This window comes from Citrobacter sp. Cpo045, assembly GCF_030332875.1.
GTDB classification, from domain to species: Bacteria; Pseudomonadota; Gammaproteobacteria; order Enterobacterales; family Enterobacteriaceae; genus Citrobacter; species Citrobacter portucalensis.
On the sequence record NZ_JAOWGZ010000014.1, the window covers coordinates 1 to 334 of the forward strand.

Consider the following 334-nt stretch of genomic DNA (forward strand, 5'->3'; position numbering starts at 1 on the left):
AAAATCATTGATATGGCCATGAATGGTGTTGGATGCCGGGCAACCGCCCGCATTATGGGCGTTGGCCTCAACACGATTTTACGTCACTTAAAAAACTCAGGCCGCAGTCGGTAACCTCGCGCATACAGCCGGGCAGTGATGTGATTGTCTGCGCTGAAATGGACGAACAGTGGGGCTACGTCGGTGCTAAATCACGTCAGCGCTGGCTGTTTTACGCGTATGACAGGATACGGAGGACGGTTGTGGCGCACGTCTTCGGTGAACGCACTCTGGCCACACTGGAGCGTCTTCTGAGCCTGCTGTCGGCCTTTGAGGTCGTGGTATGGATGACGGA

1 pseudogene is annotated in these 334 nt (G+C 55.1%); it reads left to right on the top strand.

The annotated features are described in order from the left end of the window. Positions 1 to 334, top strand: a pseudogene (locus OGY13_RS00085) (IS1 family transposase); the annotation flags it as partial.